Annotated in this window: 17 protein-coding genes; 9 read left to right on the top strand and 8 right to left on the bottom strand. The window is 73.5% G+C overall.

The genetic code is table 11. The features are described from left to right. Window positions 1–97: 97 nt before the first annotated feature. Window positions 98–658 (bottom strand): TetR/AcrR family transcriptional regulator, encoded by a 561-nt coding sequence (locus K7I03_RS12045; RefSeq protein ID WP_185941953.1) that lies wholly within the window; start codon window positions 656–658, stop codon window positions 98–100. Between the two features lie 163 nt (window positions 659–821). On the opposite strand from K7I03_RS12045, the gene K7I03_RS12040 reads away from it, so the two are divergent. Both K7I03_RS12040 and K7I03_RS12035 read left to right on the top strand, forming a co-directional pair. Beyond that, window positions 822–1,103 carry a type II toxin-antitoxin system Phd/YefM family antitoxin gene (locus K7I03_RS12040; RefSeq protein ID WP_185941897.1) on the top strand — a complete coding sequence of 94 codons (282 nt, stop codon included), beginning with the start codon at window positions 822–824 and terminating at the stop codon, window positions 1,101–1,103. Next, window positions 1,100–1,345 carry a type II toxin-antitoxin system RelE family toxin gene (locus K7I03_RS12035; protein ID WP_185941896.1) on the top strand — a complete coding sequence of 82 codons (246 nt, stop codon included), beginning with the start codon at window positions 1,100–1,102 and terminating at the stop codon, window positions 1,343–1,345. The genes K7I03_RS12040 and K7I03_RS12035 overlap by 4 nt, the downstream gene beginning before the upstream one ends. A gap of 73 nt (window positions 1,346–1,418) precedes the next feature. On the opposite strand, the gene K7I03_RS12030 is transcribed toward K7I03_RS12035, so the two are convergent. After that, on the bottom strand, window positions 1,419–3,182 hold the full coding sequence (locus tag K7I03_RS12030; RefSeq protein ID WP_185941895.1) for an acetyl/propionyl/methylcrotonyl-CoA carboxylase subunit alpha: 1,764 nt from the start codon (window positions 3,180–3,182) through the stop codon (window positions 1,419–1,421). A gap of 557 nt (window positions 3,183–3,739) precedes the next feature. On the opposite strand from K7I03_RS12030, the gene K7I03_RS12025 reads away from it, so the two are divergent. Beyond that, window positions 3,740–4,480 (top strand): hypothetical protein, encoded by a 741-nt coding sequence (locus K7I03_RS12025; protein WP_185941894.1) that lies wholly within the window; start codon window positions 3,740–3,742, stop codon window positions 4,478–4,480. 81 nt (window positions 4,481–4,561) lie between these two features. Here the strand turns inward: K7I03_RS12025 and K7I03_RS12020 are convergent, their stop codons facing one another. The 5 genes from K7I03_RS12020 to K7I03_RS12005 form a co-directional block, all read right to left on the bottom strand. Then, entirely contained in the window at window positions 4,562–5,194 is a 633-nt protein-coding gene (locus K7I03_RS12020) for a Maf family protein (protein WP_185941893.1), read from the bottom strand. Between the two features lie 66 nt (window positions 5,195–5,260). After that, window positions 5,261–6,724 (bottom strand): peptidoglycan D,D-transpeptidase FtsI family protein, encoded by a 1,464-nt coding sequence (locus K7I03_RS12015; RefSeq protein WP_224347009.1) that lies wholly within the window; start codon window positions 6,722–6,724, stop codon window positions 5,261–5,263. 195 nt (window positions 6,725–6,919) lie between these two features. Then, window positions 6,920–7,048, bottom strand: a complete 129-nt coding sequence (mmpB, locus tag K7I03_RS33810; protein ID WP_260630143.1) for a morphogenic membrane protein MmpB — start codon at window positions 7,046–7,048, stop codon at window positions 6,920–6,922. A 102-nt stretch (window positions 7,049–7,150) separates the two neighbouring features. Continuing rightward, window positions 7,151–7,360 carry an acyl-CoA carboxylase epsilon subunit gene (locus tag K7I03_RS12010; RefSeq protein ID WP_004949088.1) on the bottom strand — a complete coding sequence of 70 codons (210 nt, stop codon included), beginning with the start codon at window positions 7,358–7,360 and terminating at the stop codon, window positions 7,151–7,153. 100 nt (window positions 7,361–7,460) lie between these two features. Beyond that, the gene (locus tag K7I03_RS12005) at window positions 7,461–9,122 is read right to left on the bottom strand and encodes an acyl-CoA carboxylase subunit beta (RefSeq protein ID WP_221902765.1); all 1,662 of its coding nucleotides are present in this window, start codon (window positions 9,120–9,122) and stop codon (window positions 7,461–7,463) included. Between the two features lie 362 nt (window positions 9,123–9,484). Here K7I03_RS12005 and K7I03_RS12000 point away from each other — a divergent pair, with 362 nt between their 5' ends. From K7I03_RS12000 to hutH, 6 genes are all read left to right on the top strand, one after another. Beyond that, complete coding sequence (locus tag K7I03_RS12000) at window positions 9,485–10,342, top strand: biotin--[acetyl-CoA-carboxylase] ligase (protein ID WP_185941891.1); 858 nt, start codon at window positions 9,485–9,487, stop codon at window positions 10,340–10,342. 91 nt (window positions 10,343–10,433) lie between these two features. Next, window positions 10,434–11,657, top strand: a complete 1,224-nt coding sequence (locus tag K7I03_RS11995; protein WP_185941890.1) for an adenylate/guanylate cyclase domain-containing protein — start codon at window positions 10,434–10,436, stop codon at window positions 11,655–11,657. A 258-nt stretch (window positions 11,658–11,915) separates the two neighbouring features. Next, window positions 11,916–12,635 carry a ribonuclease H family protein gene (locus tag K7I03_RS11990; RefSeq protein WP_185941889.1) on the top strand — a complete coding sequence of 240 codons (720 nt, stop codon included), beginning with the start codon at window positions 11,916–11,918 and terminating at the stop codon, window positions 12,633–12,635. Between the two features lie 183 nt (window positions 12,636–12,818). Beyond that, on the top strand, window positions 12,819–13,619 hold the full coding sequence (locus K7I03_RS11985) for an enoyl-CoA hydratase/isomerase family protein (RefSeq protein ID WP_185941888.1): 801 nt from the start codon (window positions 12,819–12,821) through the stop codon (window positions 13,617–13,619). Window positions 13,620–13,846: 227 nt separating this feature from the next. Next, window positions 13,847–14,947 (top strand): GGDEF domain-containing protein, encoded by a 1,101-nt coding sequence (locus tag K7I03_RS11980; RefSeq protein ID WP_185941951.1) that lies wholly within the window; start codon window positions 13,847–13,849, stop codon window positions 14,945–14,947. Window positions 14,948–15,287: 340 nt separating this feature from the next. Then, on the top strand, window positions 15,288–16,841 hold the full coding sequence (gene hutH / locus K7I03_RS11975) for a histidine ammonia-lyase (protein ID WP_398858508.1): 1,554 nt from the start codon (window positions 15,288–15,290) through the stop codon (window positions 16,839–16,841). 167 nt (window positions 16,842–17,008) lie between these two features. Here the strand turns inward: hutH and K7I03_RS11970 are convergent, their stop codons facing one another. Further along, entirely contained in the window at window positions 17,009–17,287 is a 279-nt protein-coding gene (locus tag K7I03_RS11970) for a hypothetical protein (protein WP_224347008.1), read from the bottom strand. Window positions 17,288–17,363: the final 76 nt, after the last annotated feature.

Genomic DNA, 17,363 nt, shown 5'->3' with positions numbered 1-17,363 from the left:
GAACCGCCCGTTCGGGTGAATGCCGAACGGTGGCACAACGGTGGCCGTGACGGTGTCCGTAACGGTGGCCATCGAGAAACGCGCACCGCGGAACCCGTCAGTCCGCGAGGGGCTCGGGCCGAATGCCCCGCAGCGTCAGCGTGAGCAGGCGGTCGGCCAACTCCGGGTCCTCCGGCGTCTGTTCGACCGCCAGCGCGATGGCGTTGGTCAGCTGCAGCAGATCGGTCACGCTCACGTCCGCGCGGACCGCCCCGGCCCGCTGCGCCCGGGCGAGCAGCGTGCCGCCCGCCTCCCGCATCGGCAGACTGCACCGGGCGAGCGCGGACGCCTCGTCGGACTGAGCGGCCATCAGGGCCCGGGCCAGTCCCCGGTAGGTGCTGGCGTGCGCGATGACGGCCCGCAGCCAGTCGACGAGCGCCCGGCACGGCTCGGGCGCGGCCAGCAGCTCCCGCGAGCGCGCCAGCAGCCCGTCGACCTCCCCCTGGAAGACCGCGCACATCAGCGCCGTGCGGTTGGGGAAGTGCCGGTAGAGCGTCCCGATCCCCACCCCGGCCCGCCGGGCCACGTCCTCCAGCGAGGCGTCCGTCCCGTGCGCGGTGAAGGCGGTCCGCGCCTCCGCGAGCAGCCGTTCGTAGTTGCGCCGGGCGTCCGCCCGCATGGGTCGTGCTGACGTCCGTGCCGTCTCGGTCGTCATGTCCGTCCGTCCCTCCGGTCGCTCCCCGCGGTGTCAAGGATGTCATGGGGGCGGGGGGCGTCCGGCGGGGTCGTTTCATACGAACGGGCGACTGTGTACACAGTCGCTTGACGGTACCGTTTTCGGTATGGAGACCTACCCCCTCGTGGAGGCCCGCAACCAGCTCGGGCAGCTGGTCGGCCGGGTGCGGCACGGGCACGAGCACATCGTCATCACCGAGTACGGAAAGCCGGCGGCGGCTCTCATCCCCATAGGGGAGCTGGAAGAGTACGAGCGCCTTCGTGACGAGGCGGATCTGGCGCGGGCCAAGGCCGTCGCGGAAGACCCCGGGAGCCGCTGGATCCCGCATGACCAGGTCGAAGCGCTGCTGGCCGCCGACGAGGCCGCGGAAGGGAAGCCGGCTGCGTGACCTGGACCGTGGTGTGGGAGCACCACAGCGTGAACGCCCTCCGGCGGCTGCGTCACGGTGACCCCACAGGAGCCAAGCTCTGTGTGGCCGCCGTGCGGGAGCTGGCCGGCGATCCGCGTCCGGAGGGCGCCTCACCGTTGGGGGAGACCGGGTACCACCGTCTGGCGGTCGGTGCCTGGCGTGTGCTGTACCGGGTGAGCGAGGACACCGTACGCATCACCCACATCGGACGCGTCGTCTGACGCGCAACGCGCGAGGGCCCCGGCCGGCATCCGCAGGGACGCGACCGGGGCCCTCGCGCAGGGGCGAACCCCGTCAGTCCTTGATCTCGCAGATCACCGCGCCCGACGACACCGAGCCGCCGATCTCCGCCGTGATGCCCTTGACGGTGCCCGCGCGGTGCGCGTTGATGGGCTGTTCCATCTTCATGGCCTCCAGGACCACGATCAGGTCGCCCGCGTCGACCTGCTGGCCCTCCTCGACCGCCACCTTGACGATCGTGCCCTGCATGGGCGAGGTGAGGGCGTCGCCGGAGGCGGCCGAGCCGGCCTTCTTGGCGGCGCGGCGCTTGGGGCGGGCGCCGCCGGCGGCGGCGGTACGGGCGATGGTCATGCCCAGCGACGACGGGAGGGAGACCTCCAGCCGCTTGCCGCCTACCTCGACCACGACGGTCTCGCGGCCGGGCGTCTCGTCCTCGTCCTCGGCGGCGGTGCCCGCGAAGGGGGGGATCGTGTTCTGGAACTCGGTCTCGATCCAGCGGGTGTGGACCTTGAACGGAGTGCCGTCGGTGGGGGCGAACGCCGGGTCGGCGACCACCGCGCGGTGGAACGGGATGGCCGTGGCCATGCCCTCGACCTGGAACTCGCCGAGCGCGCGGGCGGCCCGCTGGAGGGCCTGCTCACGGGTGGCGCCGGTGACGATCAGCTTGGCCAGCAGGGAGTCCCACGCCGGGCCGATGACACTGCCGGCCTCGACGCCCGCGTCCAGCCGGACGCCCGGACCGGACGGCGCGTCGAAGCGGGTGACCGTGCCCGGGGCGGGCAGGAAGTTGCGGCCCGGGTCCTCGCCGTTGATACGGAACTCGAACGAGTGACCCCGCAGCGGCGGGTCGTCGTAGCCGAGCTCCTCGCCGTCGGCGATGCGGAACATCTCACGGACCAGGTCGATCCCGGAGACCTCCTCGGTGACCGGGTGCTCGACCTGGAGCCGGGTGTTGACCTCCAGGAAGGAGATCGTGCCGTCCTGGCCCACCAGGAACTCGCAGGTGCCGGCGCCTTCGTAGCCCGCCTCGCGGAGGATGGCCTTGGACGCGCGGTAGAGCTCGGCGTTCTGCTCGTCGCTCAGGAACGGCGCGGGCGCCTCCTCGACGAGCTTCTGGTGCCGGCGCTGGAGGGAGCAGTCGCGGGTGGAGACCACCACGACGTTGCCGTGCTTGTCCGCCAGACACTGCGTCTCGACGTGCCGGGGGCGGTCCAGGTAGCGCTCGACGAAGCACTCGCCGCGGCCGAAGGCGGCGACCGCCTCGCGGACGGCGGAGTCGTAGAGCTCCGGCACCTCCTCCAGCGTGCGGGCGACCTTCAGGCCGCGCCCGCCACCACCGAAGGCCGCCTTGATGGCGATCGGCAGGCCGTGCTCCTCGGCGAAGGCGACGACCTCGTCGGCGCCCGCGACCGGGTCGGCCGTACCGGCCACCAGCGGCGCGCCGGCGCGCTGGGCGATGTGACGGGCCGCCACCTTGTCGCCCAGGTCGCGGATGGCGTGCGGCGGCGGGCCGATCCAGGTCAGGCCCGCGTCGAGGACGGCCTGCGCGAACTCGGCGTTCTCGGAGAGGAAGCCGTAACCGGGGTGGATCGCGTCCGCCCCGGACTCCGCCGCGGCGGCGAGCACCTTGGCCATGTCGAGGTAGCTGGCCGCAGGAGTGTCACCACCCAGCGCGTAAGCCTCATCCGCCACCCGGACGTGCAGGGCGTCCCGGTCCGGATCGGCGTAGACCGCCACACTTGCGATCCCGGCGTCCCGGCACGCACGAGCAACGCGGACAGCGATTTCGCCACGATTGGCGATGAGCACCTTGCGCACGATGGCTCCCTCCTTGAAACAAGGTGAGTTTAGGTACTGGCGACACTCTGTGCCGACCCGACGTCGAGGGTGACCTTGCCCACACGGAGCGTGAAGCGCGCGTTCCGCGCACCCCGGAGACCCTTGATGTCCCACGGTACGCCGCCTGTACCTGGGTGACGGCCGAATCGGGATGTGGTCAAGGTCTCGACGATCACCCGGGTGCGCCGGGGCGCAATCTTTGTGGGGTCCCTACGAACGGACGGCGGAAAGTTTGCGATGCGGCGCGTTCGGGCGGCGGGGCCTCCGGGGCGGCCGAGAGGGAATGCGAGGGGGGCGAGGGGAGGGGCCCGAGTGGTGTCGGAGGGGAGCGGTACGGGGCGTTCAGGGAGGGTGCGGCAGGTGTTCAACTGCCGTTTCCGCGGCGTGAGTCAGGTCCGGCCCCGTGGGGCGCGCGGGTCGCACACAGGCGGGGGAGGCGTGAAGTGCGTGCGATTTCCGGGGTGTTCCACGGGGACTACGGGGTGCGGGGGTGCCCGGGGCAGTGACCGATATGGCGTGACATCGTTGAAGAAGTCATGATCAAGCGCATCGCAGCAGCCGCCGCCCTGGCCGGGGCCGCCCTCTCCGTGACCACCGCCGCGTCCGCCGCACCGCTGCCGCTGCCGCAGCCGAAGGAGCCGACGGCGAGCGCGGGCGACGTCACCGCACCGCCGGCCACCGCGACCCAGCACCGGACGGCCACCGCGCGGGACACGACGCACGCGCAGAAGGCACAGCAGGCGCAGAAGGCGGCCACCGGGCAGAAGGCGGCCGCCGCACGGAAGGCGACCTCGGCGCAGAAGACGGCGGGAGCGGTGAAGGCGACCGGAGCCGCGAAGACGACCGGGACCGCGAAGACGACCGGAGAGACCAAGACGACCGGAGCCGCGAAGGCCACCTCCGCGCGGCCGGCGGCCGGCCCGCGGCACGCCGCCGGCGCGCGCCATGCGGCGGGTCCGCGCCACGCCGCCGGTCCGCGCCACGCCGCGGGACCGCGGCACGCGGCCGGGCGGCAGCAGCCGAGCGCACCGGCGCAGACGGCGATGGGGCCGCAGGCGCCCATGGCACAGGCGCAGCCTCAGCCCCAGCAGTCGATGCAGCCTCAGGCGCCCACTCCGCCGCAGCAGCCCCCGGCGCCCACTCCGCCCCAGGCCACCGAGATGCCGCAGAACCCGCCCACCAGCATCTACCCGGACGCGGTCAACGAACTGGGCAAGCTGAGCCAGATCAGCCAGCTGAAGAAGGTCGGCCAGGCCACCAAGCAGCTTCCGCTCTGATCACGCCTTTCCGATCAGGTCCGTCTGCTCACGCCCAGGCCACCCGGCCCCCGGACACCGCGCCGGCACGCGGTACGGGCGTCACGCCCACAGATCGGTGATCGCCGTTCCCAGCTCCGCCAGCAGCTTGCGGAGGAGCGGCAGGGACAGGCCGATCACATTGCCCGGGTCGCCGTCGATCCCCTCGACGAAGGGGGCCGACCGGCCGTCCAGGGTGAAGGCTCCGGCCACGTACAACGGTTCGCCGGAGGCCACATAGGCGGCGATCTCGGCGTCGGTCGGCTCACCGAAGCGGACCGTCGTCGAGGCGGTCGCCGAGGTGCGCCGGCCGGTCGCCGTGTCGATCACACAGTGACCGGTCCGCAGCACGCCGGAGCGCCCTCGCATCGACTTCCAGCGGGCCGTGGCGTCCTCCGCGTCCGCCGGCTTGCCGAGCGCCCGGCCGTCCAGCTCCAGCACCGAGTCGCAGCCGATCACCAGCGCCCCCGCGGCCTCCGGCCGGGCGGCCACCGCCGCGGCCTTGGCCTCGGCCAGCACCAGCGCCAGCGTGCCCGGGTCGGGCGCGGTCAGCGCGTCCTCGTCCACCCCGCTGACGATCACCTCGGGGGCGAGCCCGGCCTGGCGCAGCAGGCCGAGGCGGGCGGGGGACTGGGAGGCCAGGACGAGGCGGCGTGCGGGTGAGGCGGTGGTGGTCCCGGAGGGCGTGGCAGTCATACGGGCCAGGCTAAGGGAGACCCCGGGCGGCACTCGCCCGCCCGCCCGAGCCGCACCGCGCGGGCCTCACCTCTTCAGCACCGCCTGCATGATCTTCTTCGCGATGGGCCCCGCGAGCCCGCCGCCCGAGACGTCCTCGCGGTCGACGCCCGAGTCCTTCGGGTCGATGAAGACGGCCACCGCGACCGGCGAGCCGTCGGCCTGCTTGGCGTAGGAGACGAACCAGGCGTACGGGATCTCGCTGTTGCCGACGCCGTGCTGCGCGGTGCCCGTCTTGCCGCCGACCGTCACCCCGTCGATCAGCGCGGCCTTGCCGGTGCCCTCCCGCGCGGTGAACTCCATCATCTCCCGCACCTTGCGGGCGGTGTCCGCCGAGACGGCCTGCGACATCTCCTCCGGCTTGTGCCGCTCGACCGTGGACAGGTCGGGCGAGCGCAGGCTGTCGACCAGGTACGGCTTCATCAGCTTGCCGTCGTTGGCGAGGGCGGCGGTCATCATCGCGACCTGGAGCGGGGTGGCGGCGAGGCTGCCCTGGCCGATGCCGGTGAGCGCGGTCTGCGGCCGGTTCATCTCCTTCGGGTAGACGCTCTTGACCGTCGCCACGGGCATGAAGAGGTCCTGGTTGAACCCGAACTTCTCGGCCGTCTCCCGCATCTTGTCCTTGCCCAGCTCACCGGCGATCTTGGCGAAGACGTTGTTGCACGAGTACTGCATCGCGACCTTGAGCGAGGCGTTGCGGCAGGGCGCGTTCTCGTTCTCGTTCTTCATCGGCGTGACCGTGTCCGGCAGGTTCCAGGGGTACGGCGAGTCGGTCGGCGAGTCGACGTCGTGGTACAGGCCGTGGTCGAGGGCGGCCGCGGCGGTGAGGATCTTGAAGGTGGAGCCCGCCGGGTACAGCTCCTTGATCGCCCGGTTGGAGAGCGGCTTGTTCGGGTCCTTCTCCAGGGCCTGCCACGCCTTCGCGTCCTTGTCGCGCTCCCCGGAGAAGACCGACGGGTCGTACGACGGCGTGGAGACCAGGGCGAGGATCTTCCCGGTGGACGGCTCGATCGCCACGGCGGCGCCCTTGTACTTCGCCAGCCCCTCGTAGGCGGCCTGCTGCGCCTTGGGGTCGATGGTCGTGACCACGTCGCCGCCCTCGGGCTTCTTCCCGGTCAGCGCCCGGGTGGTGTTCCGGAGGAACAGCCGGTCGTCGTCGCCGGTGAGGAAGCGGTCATAGACGTGTTCGAGCTGACTGTTGGCGTAGATCTGCGACGAGTAGCCGGTCACGGGTGCGTACATCGGCCCGTTCTTGTACGTGCGTTTGTACTTCAGATCGCCCGCGGACGTCGGCGTGGAGCCGGTGACCGGACTGCCGCCGACGATGATGTCGCCGCGCGGCTGGGCGTAGGCGGCGATCTTCACCCGCCGGTTCTTGTCGTGGTGCGCGAGCTCGTCGGCCTGGACGAACTGCACCCACGTGCTGCGCACCAGCAGCGCGAGGACCAGCAGGCCGGTGAAGATCGCTATATGTCGCACGGGCTTGTTCAAGGTGTGACCACTCCCCGGTTCGCGGTGGACCCCCCCAGGGGAGGATGCGGAACCGGAGTGGCCCGGTTGCAAAAGGGAAGAAACCTGTGAGGCTCCTGTGAAAAGGGGCAATGCCCGCGCAACAACCCCGAAAGGCCCGTCACGGGACCCCTCACGGACCTCTGACGGACTCCTCACGGACCCCTCAGGGGCCCCTCACGGCGTCCCGAGCAGCACGAACAGCACCACCATCACGACCGCCAGCAGCAGCCCGGCCCGCCGCAGCATGGCCTGGGCCTCGCGCAGCTCGTCGGGCGGTTCGTCGGACGGGTCGGACCACAGCACACCCCCATGGTCCGGCGCACGGTCCGGTCCGGCCTGAGTACAGGTACTCAGGCCGGGATGTGAACCGGGTCTCCCGGGCTCGGGCGGCCCGGTGGCCCGGGCTCAGGCCGGCCAGTACGACGTGCGCCAGGCCCGCGGCCCGGGCGCCGGCGCCCGCCGGGTCCTGGCCAGCCGGGCCGGGCTGGCCCACTCGGGGCGGACGACCTCGTCCGGCGCGGCGGCGTTCGCCCGGGCCGCCGCGCGGGCCTGGACCACCGCCAGTGCGGCGGCCAGCTCCTCCGGCGTGGGGTTGCCGCGTACCACCTTGATCACCTGAAGCTCCCTTCACGCGCTGCCACCGCTGTCCGCCGCGCGTTCCGCCCACACCGCGTACGGGGCCGGAACCGCGGCGCCCTCTTCGTACAGCCGACCGCTACAGCGGGATGTTCCCGTGCTTCTTGGGCGGCAACACCTCGCGCTTGTCCCGCAGGGTGCGCAGGCCGCGGACGATGTGCCGGCGGGTGTCGGACGGCATGATCACCGCGTCCACGTAGCCGCGTTCGGCGGCCGTGTAGGGGTTGAGGAGCGTGTCCTCGTAGTCGGCGATCAGCCGGGCGCGCAGCTCCTCGCGCTCCTCGTCGGACTCGACGGCCGCCAGCGCCCGGCGGTGCAGGATGTTGACCGCGCCCTGGGCGCCCATGACGGCGATCTGGGCGGTCGGCCAGGCCAGGTTCAGGTCCGCGCCGAGGTGCTTGGAGCCCATCACGTCGTACGCCCCGCCGAACGCCTTGCGGGTGATCACCGTGATCAGCGGGACCGTGGCCTCCGCGTAGGCGTAGATCAGCTTGGCGCCGCGCCGGATGATGCCGTTGTACTCCTGGTCCGTGCCGGGCAGGAAGCCGGGGACGTCCACGAAGGTGAGCACCGGGACGTTGAACGCGTCGCAGGTGCGGACGAACCGTGCCGCCTTCTCGCTGGCGTCGATGTCCAGGCAGCCGGCGAACTGCATCGGCTGGTTGGCGACGATGCCCACCGGGTGGCCCTCGACCCGGCCGAAGCCGGTGATGATGTTCGGCGCGAACAGGGCCTGGGTCTCCAGGAACTCGCCGTCGTCCAGCACGTGTTCGATCGCGGTGTGCATGTCGTACGGCTGGTTCGCCGAGTCCGGGATGAGGGTGTCCAGCTCCCGGTCGGTGTCCGAGACCTCCAGGTCGGCCTCCTCGGGGAAGGCGGGCGGCTCGGAGAGGTTGTTGGACGGCAGGTAGGAGAGGAGCGCCTTGACGTACTCGATGGCCTCCTTCTCGTCGCCCGCCATGTGGTGGGCCACGCCGGAGGTCGCGTTGTGCGTGCGCGCGCCGCCCAGTTCCTCGAAGCCGACGTCCTCGCCGGTGACGGTCTTGATGACGTCGGGGCCGGTGATGAACATGTGCGAGGTCTGGTCGACCATCACCGTGAAGTCGGTGATCGCCGGCGAGTAGACCGCGCCGCCCGCGCAGGGGCCGACGATCAGGGAGATCTGCGGGATCACCCCGGAGCCGTGCACGTTGCGGCGGAAGATCTCGGCGAACAGGCCGAGCGCGACCACGCCTTCCTGGATCCGGGCGCCGCCGCCGTCGTTGATGCCGACGACCGGGCAGCCGGTCTTCAGCGCGAAGTCCATCACCTTGACGATCTTCTCGCCGTAGACCTCGCCCAGCGAGCCGCCGAAGATGGTGAAGTCCTGCGAGTACACGCAGACCGTGCGGCCGTCGACCGTGCCGTAGCCGGTGACGACGCCGTCGCCGTAGGGGCGGTTCTTCTCGATGCCGAAGTTGGTGGAGCGGTGCCGCGCGAACTCGTCGAGTTCGACGAACGACCCCTCGTCCAGCAGCAGCTCGATCCGCTCCCGGGCGGTCAGCTTGCCCTTGGCGTGCTGCTTCTCCACCGCCCGCGCGGATCCGGCGTGCGTCGCCTCGTCGATCCTGCGCCGGAGGTCGGCGAGTTTGCCCGCGGTCGTGTGGATGTCGATCCCCTCGGTGCCCGCGGCACCTTCCGCGCCGGGCGGGCCGGCGGCGTCGGGACGGCGGGCGGCGGGCTGGGCGGCTGACTCGGACATCGGGCTGCGGCTCCTGTGTGTCCTGAGGTGGGCGGTGGTCCGGACAAGCGGGGGGGGCGGGAACGGGAAGGTGACGGGGGCGGGGGACGGAGTGCTGGACGACCTGCTGCGGGCGTGCCGGAGCCGGCCGCCGGAGCGGCCCGGATCGGGGCTACCGGGTCGTAGCGTATCGGCGCGGCTGCCTTCCGGGAGTGCGGCGTTGGCCACACCTCGTGGGGCCGGTGAGACATGGGTCATCGGGGGTTTTGGGGTGGTGGCCGGCGGGGTAGACGAGGCGGCCGGTGAGGTGACGGAAGGACGGAAGGTCCGGCCAGGAGGTCCGGGCCGGAGGGTCCGGCGCGGCGGATGTCTAAGGTGACGGCATGACTCCGCCCGACTCCCCCGGAAGCCGCTGGTCCGACCTGGACCGGCCCCCGCTGAACGCCCCCGCGCTCCGGCGCGCGCTGCTGCGGCCCGGAGGGCTGTGGACGTCGCTGGACGTGGTCGCGAACACCGGGTCCACCAACACCGACCTCGCCGCGGCCGACGGCCCCGAAGGCGCCGTGCTCGTCGCCGAGGAGCAGTCGGCGGGCCGCGGCCGGCTGGACCGCACCTGGTCCGCGCCCGCCCGGTCCGGGCTGTTCCTCTCGGTCCGGCTCACCCCCGGGCCCGGCGTGCCCGTCCACCGCTGGGGCTGGCTGCCGCTGCTGACCGGCGTCGCCACCGCCTCCGCGCTGTCCCGTGCCGCCGGCGTCGACACCGCCCTGAAGTGGCCCAACGACCTCCTCGTCACCGTCGAAGGACGGGAGCGCAAGGCCGGCGGCATCCTCGCCGAGCGGGCCGGCGACTCCGTCGTCGTCGGCATCGGCGTCAACGTCTCCCTGCGCGCCGACGAACTCCCGGTGCCCACCGCGGGCTCGCTCGTCCTCGCCGGCGCCGGGCGGCTGGACCGCGACCCGCTGCTGCGGGCCGTGCTCCGCTCGCTGGAGGACTGGTACACGGCCTGGCGTGAGGCCGACGGCGACCCGGCGGCCTGCCGGCTCCAGGAGGCGTACGCGGCCGGCTGCGCCACGCTCGGCCGGACCGTACGGGCCGAACTGCCCGGCGACCGGCAGCTGGTCGGGGAGGCCGTGGCGGTCGACGGCGACGGCCGGCTGGTGCTCGCCACCGAGCACGGGGTGCAGCGGCCGGTGGACGCGGGGGACATCGTTCATCTGCGCCCGGCGTCGTCAGGAGAGTGAGCTAGGGCACACCTGCCGTATCGTTGTGACCGGAAAGCGAGCGAGCGGCGATCGGCAGGGCAGTGCGCACGGATCGGACAGGGGGCGGGCGGTGACCGCCGACGGTGGGGGTACCTCCCGTTCCGTAGAGGCCGGGGAGGCCGGGGAGGTCTCGGAGGCCGACGGGCAGGGGCGGACCGCGCGAGGTGCGGGCGCCCCGGACGACACGGCGGAACGGGCCGACGGGCCCGCGGAGCTCGACTCCGCCGCCGACGAGGGCGGCGACCCGCTCGCGCTCCGGCTGGAGGCGCTGATCCTCGGCGCCGAGCGGCGCTACACCCCGTTCCAGGCCGCCCGCGCGGCCGGCGTCTCCATGGACCTCGCGGCCCGCTTCTGGCGCGCCATGGGCTTCGCCGACATCGGCCAGGCCAAGGCGCTCACGGAGGCGGACGTCCTCGCCCTGCGGCGGCTGGCCGGCCTGGTCGAGGCGGGGCTGCTGAGCGAGCCCATGGCCGTCCAGGTGGCCCGCTCCACCGGCCAGACCACGGCCCGGCTCGCCGACTGGCAGATCGACTCCTTCCTGGAGGGCCTGACCGAGCCTCAGGAACCGGGCCTCACCCGGGCGGAGATCACCTACCCGCTCGTCGAACTGCTCCTGCCGGAGCTGGAGGAGTTCCTCATCTACGTCTGGCGGCGCCAGCTCGCCGCCGCGACCGGCCGTGTGGTGCAGGCCCAGGACGACGCGGAGATGGTCGACCGGCGGCTGGCCGTCGGCTTCGCCGACCTGGTGGGCTTCACCCGGCTCACCCGGCGGCTGGAGGAGGAGGAGCTCGGCGAGCTCGTCGAGGCGTTCGAGACCACGGCCGCGGACCTGGTGGCCGCGCACGGCGGCCGCCTGATCAAGACCTTGGGCGACGAGGTCCTCTACGCGGCCGACGACGCGGGCACCGCCGCGGAGATCGGCATCCGGCTGATCGAGACCCTCAGCCACGACGAGACCATGCCCGAACTGCGCGTCGGCATGGCCTTCGGCACGGTGACGACGCGCATGGGCGACGTCTTCGGCACGACGGTCAACCTGGCCAGCCGGCTGACGTCGATAGCGCCCAAGGACGCGGTGCTGGTGGACGGCGCCCTGGCGGAGGAGCTGCTGCGCAGCGGGGACGCCCCGAAGTCCGAGGCCGAGGTGGCGGCGGCCATGGCCGCGGCGGAGGCGGAGGGCAGGCCCGCCGAGGCGGTCAAGTACCGCTTCGCGCTCCAGCCGATGTGGCAGCGGCCGGTGCGGGGACTGGGCGTCGTGGAGCCGTGGCTGCTCACGCGGCGCGAGCAGGGGTGAACGCGGCCGCTGTGCCCGCGTCGTGGCGGACGGGCGGCGTGAACGGGCCCTCGGCGGGGGCGGCGTGCGCTGCTTGAGCCGACAACTCGCGGGTGAGGGGCGGTGGTCGGTGGCGGGTGCCGTCGCCGCCGGTGACCGCCGGGCGGATGCCGCCCACGCGCGGGCCGGGAGCCGACGGCGCGGTGCGGCCGGGTCCGCCGGAGAGGCGGTTCCGGTGTGAGGGCGGGGGAGGGGCGCGTCTCCTGACATCATCGGGGCATGCTCGATCGCATCATCGCCGCTTGTGACGGCGCTTCGAAGGGGAACCCCGGGCCGTCCGCCTGGGCATGGGTGGCGGCCGACGCCGAGGGGCGGCCGGAGCGCTGGGAGGCCGGCCCGCTGGGCCGGGCGACCAACAACATCGCCGAGCTCACCGCTCTGCGACGGCTGTTGGAGGCCACCGACCCGGCCGTCCCGGTCGAGGTCCGGCTCGACTCGCAGTACGCGATGAACGCGGTCACCAAGTGGCTGCCGGGATGGAAGCGGAACGGCTGGAAGACGGCGGCCGGGAAGCCGGTCGCCAACCAGGACCTGGTCCGGAGCATCGACGAGCTGCTCACCGGGCGCACGGTCGAGTTCCGGTACGTGCCGGCGCACCAGCAGGGCGGCGACCCGCTCAACGCGATCGCCGACCAGGCCGCCAGCGACGCCGCGGTCTCCCAGCGCGCGGCGGGCACGGCCCACGGCGACGACGGGTTCCCCGTCCCGGACACCTCCCGCGCGACGGCCACGCCGCGCCCCCGGCGGACCGGGGGTACGTCGGGCGGGTCCGGTGGCTCGGCCACGAAGGGCTCCCGCTCGCGAGGCACCCTCAAGGCGAAGTTCCCGGGCCGGTGCGTCTGCGGCACGCCCTACGCGGCGGGGGAGCCGATCGCCAAGAACCAGCAGGGCTGGGGGCACGTGGCGTGCAGGACGGATGCCGGCCCGTCCGGCGTCTGAGGACGCTGTGCCGCAGGCGCGCTCGGGGGGTGCGGGGGCCTGCCCCCGCAGGAAACGGAGAAAGGGCGGGGCCGGGGCAACCCCCGGAGGGCACCGGCCCGCGCGGCAAGCCCCCCACGGGTATGGCACCGCCCCGGCGGCCAGTGCATGATCGTGGCCACAGCCGAGGAGAGGGTGAATCGCGTGAGCGAACAACGCTTTGGTGAGTGGGTCGCCGTCCGCCCGCACGAAGACGGCCGGGTGGCCGAGCTCGTACTCGACCGCCCGAAGGCCATGAACGCCGTGTCCACCGGACTGGGCCGCTCGATCGCCGAGGCGACCGCCGCCCTCTCCGCCGACCGGACCGTCCGCGCCGTCGTCCTGACGTCCACGCACGAGCGGGCGTTCTGCGTCGGCGCGGATCTCAAGGAGCGCAACTCCTTCACGGACGCCGACCTCTCGCGGCAGCGCCCGCACGCCCGCGCCGCCTACACCGGCGTCCTGGAGCTGCCGGTGCCGGCCATCGCCGCCGTGCACGGCTTCGCCCTCGGCGGCGGCTTCGAACTCGCCCTGTCCTGCGACATCATCGTCGCGGACGAGACCGCCGTGGTGGGGCTCCCCGAGGTGTCCGTCGGCGTGATCCCGGGCGGGGGCGGCACCCAGCTGCTGCCGCGCCGGGTCGGCGCGGCCCGCGCCGCCGAGCTGATCTTCAGCGCGCGGCGGGTGGCGGCGGCGGAGGCCCGGGAGCTGGGCCTGGTCGACCAGTTGGTGCCGGCGGGGCAGGACCGCGACGAGGCGCTGGCCCTCGCGGCCCGGATCGCCGCGAACTCGCCGGTCGGCCTGCGGGCGGCCAAGCGCGCCCTGCGCCTCGGGCACGGTCTGGACCTGCGGGCCGGGCTGGAGGTCGAGGACGCGGCCTGGCGCACGGTGGCCTTCTCCGGGGACCGCGCGGAGGGCGTGGCCGCGTTCAACGAGAAGCGGACGCCGGACTGGCCCGGCGAGTGACGGTACCGGGGGCCGGCCGGTCCCCGGCCGCGAGCCGATCGTCGTCGACGAAACGGGATGACCTGGGATGAAGAGGGAAGTCGCGGAACCCTCATAAGGCGGATTGAGCGCACCATTCCTACGCTGGAGTGCGAGGGCTGCGCGCAGCGGTGGAATGTGAGGCTCTGGTGGCTGGTGACGCGGATCGTGACGACCGCCTGTCCGCCGTGGTGGAGCTGGCGCAGGCGATGGCGGCGGCACAGTCCCCCCTCGACGGGGTGGCCGCGGCCGCGGAGGGCGCCCGGCGCGCCCTGAACGGCTCCTTCGCCGCGGTCTCCGTCTGGGAGCGCGAGAGCGGCCGGCTGCGGGTCCTCGTCAACGAGGGGGCGCGCGATCTCGACGAGGAGCGGTTCCCCGCCGACGAGACGTACCCGGTGCACAACTTCCCCGAGGTCGCCGAGTTCCTGCACGAGGAATGGGTGGGCGGGCGGCCGCACGCCTGGGTGGAGAACCTGGAGGCCGGGGAGGCCGGGCGGGGCCCCCTTCCCCTGGGCCACCGCGTCGAGGTGCTGCGCCGCCGGCGCCGGGGCAGTTGCGTGATCGCCCCGATCGTGCTGCACGGCCGCGCCTGGGGCGAGCTGTACGTGGCGCGGCCCGTGGGCGCTCCCCGCTTCGACCGCGCCGACGCGGACTTCGCGGCCGTCCTGGCCGCCGTCACCGCCGCCGGCATCGTCCAGACCGAGCGGCTGGAGGAGGCCCGCAGGCTGGCCTACACCGACCCCCTGACCGGCCTGGGGAACCGCCGGGCCGTCGACGCGCGGCTCGACGAGGCCATCGAACGGCATCTGGCGGAGGGCGTCGTCGTCAGCCTGGTCGTCTGCGACCTCAACGGCCTGAAGCGGGTCAACGACACCCTCGGGCACGCGCAGGGCGACCGGCTGCTGGAACGTTTCGGCTCACTGCTGTCGCTGTGCGGCGCACGGCTGCCGGGCGCGCTCGCCGCGCGGCTCGGGGGCGACGAGTTCTGCCTGCTCGCGGTCGGGGCTCCGGCCGACGAGGTGGTGCGGGCGGCCGAGGAACTGTGCTCGCGGGCGCGGCGGTTGGAGCTTGGTGAGGGGGTCGCGTGCGGCATAGCGTCCACGGGTGACCCCATAGGTCCTGTTCGTACCGCCCGCCGTCTCTTCCGGCTCGCTGACGCGGCTCAGTATCGCGCGAAGGCGGCGGGTGCGGAGAAGCCGGTGGTGGCCGGCCGCGAGGGCGGCCCCGACGATCCGGTCGTCCGGCTCGCGGACCGGCCGCCGGAGCCGCCGCGCGCCGAGCGGCGCCGGTTCCGGGGGCGGCGGCCCTAGGGCCGCGCCCGGTGGGGTGCCCCGGTCCCTCCCCCAGAGGGGGGACCCCATTTCACCGTTTCTTGCGGGGGCGAGCCCCCGCACCCCCGAAGCGCGCTGCGCGCGCTGTCCTCAAACGCCGGACGGGCTGAGATTCAGCCCGTCCGGCGTTTGAGGACGAGCGGCGAAGCCGCGACAAGTGGGGGCTGGGGCGGCAGCCCCAGGAAACGGTGAAAGGGCGGGACCGGGGCACCCCCCCCGCAGACGCCCGACGGCATGCGCGCAGCCCGCACGGTGTTGTACCGGACAGTTCCCCTAGTGACAGACCGCGATTCAGACCCTAGGGTGCCTGAATATGGATATGCAGACGCACGTGGACACCGACGTGGTGGTGGGAAGCTCCGGAACGACCGCGAACGACGTGATCGCCGTGGCGCGCCACGACGCGCGCGTCGTCGTGTCCCCCGAGGCCCTGGCCGCCGTCGCCGCCTCCCGGCAGGTCATCGAGGACCTGGCGGCCAAGCCGGACCCGGTCTACGGCGTCTCCACCGGCTTCGGCGCCCTCGCCGTCCGCCACATCAGCCCCGAGCTGCGCGCCCAGCTCCAGCGCAACATCGTGCGCTCGCACGCCGCCGGCATGGGACCGCGCGTGGAGCGCGAGGTCGTGCGCGCGCTGATGTTCCTGCGCCTCAAGACCCTGGCCTCCGGCCGCACCGGCGTCCGGCCCGTCGTCGTCGAGACGATGGCCGCCCTGCTCAACGCGGGGATCACCCCCGTCGTCCACGAGTACGGCTCCCTCGGCTGCTCCGGCGACCTCGCGCCGCTGTCGCACTGCGCGCTGACGCTCATGGGCGAGGGCGAGGCGGAGGGCCCCGACGGCGTCCTCGCGCCCGCCGCCGACCTGCTCGCCGCGCACGGCATCGAGCCCGTCGAACTCCGCGAGAAGGAGGGGCTCGCGCTCCTCAACGGCACCGACGGCATGCTCGGCATGCTCGTCATGGCCTGCGCCGACCTCGCCCGTCTGATCACCTCCGCCGACATCACCGCCGCGCTCTCCCTGGAGGCCCTGCTCGGCTCCGAGAAGGTCCTCGCCCCCGAGCTGCACGCCATCCGCCCGCACCCCGGTCAGGGGACCAGCGCCGACAACATGCTGCGCGTGCTGGCCGGTTCCGGGATGACGGGCCATCTCCAGGACGACGCGCCGCGCGTGCAGGACGCGTACTCGATCCGCTGCGCGCCCCAGGTCGCGGGCGCGGGGCGCGACACCCTCGCGCACGCCCGGCTCGTCGCCGACCGCGAGCTGGCCGCCGCCGTCGACAACCCGGTCGTCCTGCCCGACGGACGCGTCGAGTCCAACGGCAACTTCCATGGCGCGCCCGTCGCGTACGTCCTCGACTTTCTGGCCATCGCCGCCGCCGACCTGGCGTCCATCGCCGAGCGGCGCACCGACCGGCTGCTCGACAAGAACCGTTCGCACGGCCTGCCGCCGTTCCTCGCGGACGACCCCGGGGTCGACTCCGGCCTGATGATCGCCCAGTACACGCAGGCGGCCCTGGTCAGCGAGATGAAGCGGCTGGCCGCGCCCGCGTCGGTGGACTCCATCCCGTCCTCCGCGATGCAGGAGGACCACGTCTCGATGGGCTGGTCCGCGGCGCGCAAGCTGCGCACCGCGCTGGACGCCCTCGCCCGGGTCATCGCCGTGGAGCTCGTGGCTGCCACGCGGGCCGTCGAGCTGCGGGGCGGGCTGACGCCCTCGCCGGCCACGGCCGCTGTGCTGCGGGCGGTGCGGGAGGCGGGGGTCGAGGGGCCGGGGGCGGACCGGTTCCTTGCGCCGGATCTGGCGGCGGCGGAGGGGTTTGTGCGGCGTGGGGGGCTGGTGGCCGCCGTCGAGGCGGTGGTGGGGGAGCTGGGGTGATCCCGGGCTGACGCCCGGTGGGGGCGCCCCTGACCCACCCTTTCTCCCCCAGCTACCGCTGGGAGGTGCCCCCAGTTTCCTGCGGGGGCTTGCCCCCGCACGCCCCACAACCGCGCTGCGCGCGGTTGTCCTCAAGCGCCGGACGGGCTGAGCGGGGGCTGGTGTCCTCAGATGCCTGACGGGCCCGAAGCCCGCGAGCGGCGTATCGCCAGGGTGATCAGTGCCCCGCCCGCCGCCACAAAGCCCACGCCGCCGTAGACGTACGGCGTGGTGTCCACGCTGCCCGAGTCCGCGAGGCGGTGGCCGGCGTCCGGGGCGGGGGCCGACGGGTGGGTGGCCGGTGGTGCGGGATGGGCGGTCGTCGCGTGGGCGGCCGGGACCAGCCAGCCCACGCACAGCAGCGCCCCGGCGGCGACGGCGGTCAGCAGTGGGCGGCGAGCGGTCACGGCGGGGCATCCCCTCGGCATCGGTGAACGTCGAACTGATGGTAGTGATACGCGTGCGCGGTGCGGAAGGCGCGGG

The organism is Streptomyces mobaraensis (genome assembly GCF_020099395.1).
GTDB lineage: Bacteria > Actinomycetota > Actinomycetes > Streptomycetales > Streptomycetaceae > Streptomyces.
Note: the sequence above shows the minus strand (reverse complement) of the source record. Positions and strands in the feature narration are given on the sequence as shown.

Excerpts from the sequence above, each read along its gene's own strand:
- K7I03_RS11990 (WP_185941889.1), top strand. The coding sequence starts at position 11,916 with ATGCTCGATCGCATCATCGCCGCTTGTGACGGCGCTTCGAAGGGGAAC.
- K7I03_RS12025 (WP_185941894.1), top strand. The coding sequence starts at position 3,740 with ATGATCAAGCGCATCGCAGCAGCCGCCGCCCTGGCCGGGGCCGCCCTC.
- K7I03_RS12045 (WP_185941953.1), bottom strand. The coding sequence starts at position 658 with ATGCGGGCGGACGCCCGGCGCAACTACGAACGGCTGCTCGCGGAGGCG.
- K7I03_RS12040 (WP_185941897.1), top strand. The coding sequence starts at position 822 with ATGGAGACCTACCCCCTCGTGGAGGCCCGCAACCAGCTCGGGCAGCTG.
- K7I03_RS12005 (WP_221902765.1), bottom strand. The coding sequence starts at position 9,122 with ATGTCCGAGTCAGCCGCCCAGCCCGCCGCCCGCCGTCCCGACGCCGCC.
- K7I03_RS12020 (WP_185941893.1), bottom strand. The coding sequence starts at position 5,194 with ATGACTGCCACGCCCTCCGGGACCACCACCGCCTCACCCGCACGCCGC.
- K7I03_RS11980 (WP_185941951.1), top strand. The coding sequence starts at position 13,847 with ATGGCGGCGGCACAGTCCCCCCTCGACGGGGTGGCCGCGGCCGCGGAG.
- K7I03_RS12000 (WP_185941891.1), top strand. The coding sequence starts at position 9,485 with ATGACTCCGCCCGACTCCCCCGGAAGCCGCTGGTCCGACCTGGACCGG.
- hutH (WP_398858508.1), top strand. The coding sequence starts at position 15,288 with ATGCAGACGCACGTGGACACCGACGTGGTGGTGGGAAGCTCCGGAACG.